The sequence below is a fragment of the Campylobacter concisus genome (genome assembly GCF_002912425.1).
GTDB lineage: Bacteria > Campylobacterota > Campylobacteria > Campylobacterales > Campylobacteraceae > Campylobacter_A > Campylobacter_A concisus_AH.
Window position 1 is genome coordinate 1 of sequence record NZ_POYR01000143.1, and the last position, 4,205, is coordinate 4,205.

A 4,205-nucleotide genomic window follows, 5' to 3' on the forward strand; every position below is an offset into this window, starting at 1 on the left:
AGAAAAACAAACTATCTTTTAACCTAGCTTCTAAACTAGCACTAAATAACCTTAGTACCTATCTATGCTTAGATGAGCTAAGAGGATCTGGTAATGAGATAGATGCAAGGTATTTTAACTATGCTAGGAGTAGATACACTGAATCTGATGTAGAGATAAGGGAGTTAAATTTGGATGTTAAAGAGGAAGATGAGATATATAATAATTACAAGGATGGCGCATTGCCAAATAAAGCAGCAGGCAAACCAAAATATCCGATAGATGCCTATCAAGAGGCTGCAAATATTATATATAAGCTTAGACTAGGAATTTTTAACACCAACTATGGCAATACTCATCATAACCTCTCAAGAGATCTAGTAGAGGCTCTTGATACCATAGGAAACAATAACATAAAGGGTATATATGTGGGGTGTAAGGAGTTCGGATCGTCAGATAGAAAAGACAAGAGTACTCAAACCATATCATCTATCCCACCTCGCCTAGTAGGTCGTCTAGCCACCACCATAGTAATGGAAGATGGTCTTTATATAGGATAAGAGATGAAGAAAACTATATTTATAACTTTAGTTATTTTAGTAGTAATAGCTTCAGCGCTATTTATCAGCAAAGAAAAAACAATGAATAAAGGAAATCTAATGGATAACACTAATACATATACGGTTATAGCTCCAAATGGAATGGAAATACCATTTGATAAAAAGACAAATTTAATGATACCAAACAATGATAATTATAATAAACCTAGGACAAATAAGGAGTACTTAGAAATTCAGTCCAAGTATCTCCTTGAAGCCCGCTCCATTCTAGACTCATCTCCATATAAAAACTATAAACCTCTATACTATAACCCTAAACCAAATTCTCTAGGTCAAACAGACTATCTATCATTTAAACCATGGCTAGACATTAGCTATAAACCAAGCTCTACTAAACTATCACCTTGGACTAAATCAGAAAAAGCCTACTATGAAAGCTTAAAAGATAAGAGAGATAGATATATCTATCTAGTAAAAAGAAGTAATCTAAAATGTACTATGATAGATATCCCAGAAGATGCAATAGGTAGAGTAGATAGTAGTGGCAAACTAACTAAACCAGAGTATGCTGAAATTTATGATGAAGTAAATGCTCACAAAAGCACGTTAAAATCAGAATTATTTGCAGCTGAGTGGAATATATGTGCAGGAGTATTAGGAGACGTTACTGGATTTGTAGGAGGAGTTGGATTAGGCTATGCAGGATTTAAAGCAAGAGCATATCAATCAATGTTTCTATCAGCCCAGCTTGGTCAAGACGGAGCCTTAGAGGCATTAGCTGATTTATTTAAACACTCTACCTATCTAGTAGGTCTAAACAAAAATTTACAAATGGCTGAAGAGTTTAGAAAATTATCTAAAAATCCCCCACTAGATGAATATGGCATGATGCCTTATCTTGATGAGATAGTAGGCAGCTACTTCGTGATGGATTTTAATAGGGGACTTGCACTTGATACTGATGGTAGAGTTATGCGGTATTTTAGAAAACTCGTTGAAGATGAAGGTAAATTATTAGACCCTAGAGACCTTGATGCAAATGAGACTACAAGGGAGGAATTTATGACAAAAATGAAAGATGTCCTAAAAGATGAAATGCTTCCTTTTGACGTAGCTGAGCCAGATGATCAGGAATATAAGCAAGTGATTTTAAACAGAGATATTAATATTTTAGAAGCTAAAATAATGTCCCTAACCTCACCAGAGGGCTATCCAAATGCACCATACTACAACACACCAGAAGAGCTAACAAGACTATATGAGGCTGGTAAATTAGATAAAAAATTAAATCCTCTAACACCAGTGATGTATAGAGATAGCTTCCCAGAAGATCTTAGGCAAAAGATATTATCTTATGCTAAAGAGCATAAGATAAAGGATTAGAGATTTAACATCAAGCAAGTAGATTATGGTTTATAAAAGGAAGTATGTATCCACTATATAAACCATACGTCTAATATCTAATAGCACACCATTTCAACTTTTGTTTTTAATACACTAGCATTTATATTTGTAGCATATGTTCCGAGTAAAATTTTATACTGCTTCTCATGTCCTACTATTTGAGCTATGATATTTGGCTCTACTTCTTGTTGGACAAGCGTATCTATAAAATAGTGCCTAAACGAGTAAAAAGTCTTTTGCTTGTCGCTGCTTATTAACTTTCGTTGTATTTGTGATCTAAAAATTTCTGAAAAGTCTTTATTGCTTACTTTAAAGATGCTTTTATTTACACTAGCTCTTTGTTTTACAAACTCCATTAGTCCAAACTCTATTAGCTTGCTATGGACTGGCACAAGCCTTATGGAATTTATGTTTTTGGTGCTCTTGCCATCATCTCTATTTATGCTAAAGCAAAGCACATTATTGTGCTGCACTATGTCACGTGCTCTTAGCTGAACTATCTCATTTATCCTCATGCCACTATATGCTGCTATCATGGTTATATAGTATAGATCATTTGCACTTATGCGTTTGCTTGGTGACTTGTTGGTCTCTTTAAAATTTTGGACTATTTTAAAGATAGCATTAGCCTCTTCCTTGCTATAAGGTAGCACCTTACGCTCCATTGGATTTATCTCCACTTTTACACTTAGGTCATTTACGATGCTCTTACTTATGTAGTCACTGTTATAGCAATACTTAAAGAACTGCACTACTCTTATCATATATTTTTGTATGGTTACTTGTGATAGCTTGGCATCATTTTTGCCTATGCGTATTATCTGCTCTAAGCTTTTGTCTTTATATTTGGCTTTTTGGTTTAGCTTGGTTGGTATGAGAGCTAAAGTATTTCTAAATTTAAGCAGATCATCTCGTGATATGGTTGTGATATCTTTGTTTGGATGGAAAAATTTAAACAATATATTGCCTACAATATTTACCAGATCCATAGTGCTGCTTGACCACTTTTGACTAACGCTAGTATTAGCTGTAAAATTTTCAAATGCTGTTTTTAGTGTGATGATCTCCCTACTCTCCACCTTTCTTTGACTAGGAGAACATGGCACTATCTCGTATTCTTGCACTACCCCATCTTTTAAACTACCCATGCCAAAGCTACTATCTCCTACTTTTATGCGCTTGCCTATTAGATGGCTATCGCTAGTTAGTATTTGCTCTGCACTCCTCTCATCACCTTTTGTTTTTACTAGCTTAAAAGGAGTGTTAAGTCCGTATTGTTGCTCGGCAGTTGCCATTATGGCATGTGAGAAATTTTTAGCTAGACTTTTGATATCTTCTTTGTTAAGAGGCAATCCACTTGCTTCATCTAGAGAGTTAATGTTATCTTGGAAGTTATCTATATCATTTGGCTCAAAGCTATAATTTTCATCTTGTTTGCTTAAAAATTTAAGTCTTTTAGACACAAGGTTTGTGCTCTTATCAAGCTTTGATATTAGGTAGTTTAGGGATAATATATGTTTTTCAAGCAGGGTTTGAGCTATGCTAGCTTTATCATCTTGGTCTATGGCTTCATCTGGACTATTAGATAAAATTTTAGCCATGCCATTTAAAGTCTCATTACTTTTATTAAGTAAATCAGGAAAGGTATTATCTTTTAAAGCCTCTTTGAAGTGCCTATTTAGCGCATCTGCAAAGTCAATATCTATCTTTTTATCATAAAGCGAATGCTCTTTTATGCTCTTATCAACCTTTGCTTGCATAAAACTATCAACTAGTGAATCTATAATTCCTTGATTTAACTTCATATCAACTGCCTTTGCTATGAGATAGATATATCTATCATAGATTCTAGCAGATTTTCTGGCTTTTAATAAGGAATAAGTCCCCAAGGAGAAAGATAGCTCTCTTGAGCACTTTAAAAATTTTCTTGCATTTGGTGCGATAACACTTCGGTAGTAATAAATTCCATTGCGGTTTTTTAGATGTACCATGGATTTGCAGTGGAACAAAAGTGGAACACTTGACTAGTGCTTATTGGGAAAAGTTGTTTGCAATGGCGATGTAGCAGGGCTTTAAGCGATATTTAAAAATTTATCTCATAAGCCGGAGGTCGGGAGTTCAAGTCTCCCCCGTGACACCATAGATGTCCTACTTATCGATACTTTAACTGCCCTTTTTGCAGTTTCCCTTTCTTTAAAATTTCCTAAAAGTATGGTACAGTTTTTATAAAAAGCGGTACATTTTTTCAGGATAGGTTTATTT

Annotated in this window: 2 protein-coding genes and 1 pseudogene; 2 read left to right on the top strand and 1 reads right to left on the bottom strand. The window is 34.6% G+C overall.

Annotation, left to right across the window (positions count from 1 at the left end; all coding sequences use genetic code 11):
- Nucleotides 1–539, top strand: a pseudogene (locus CYP84_RS10815) (hypothetical protein); the annotation flags it as partial.
- Between the two features lie 3 nt (nt 540–542).
- The gene (locus tag CYP84_RS08220; protein WP_103637229.1) at nt 543–1,922 is read left to right on the top strand and encodes a thioredoxin reductase; all 1,380 of its coding nucleotides are present in this window, start codon (nt 543–545) and stop codon (nt 1,920–1,922) included.
- Nucleotides 1,923–1,999: 77 nt separating this feature from the next.
- Here CYP84_RS08220 and CYP84_RS08225 read toward each other — a convergent pair whose 3' ends face one another.
- The gene (locus tag CYP84_RS08225) at nt 2,000–3,748 is read right to left on the bottom strand and encodes a site-specific integrase (RefSeq protein WP_103637230.1); all 1,749 of its coding nucleotides are present in this window, start codon (nt 3,746–3,748) and stop codon (nt 2,000–2,002) included.
- Nucleotides 3,749–4,205: the final 457 nt, after the last annotated feature.

Coding starts and splice junctions, on each gene's coding strand:
- CYP84_RS08225 (WP_103637230.1), bottom strand. CDS start 3,748: ATGAAGTTAAATCAAGGAATTATAGATTCACTAGTTGATAGTTTTATG.
- CYP84_RS08220 (WP_103637229.1), top strand. CDS start 543: ATGAAGAAAACTATATTTATAACTTTAGTTATTTTAGTAGTAATAGCT.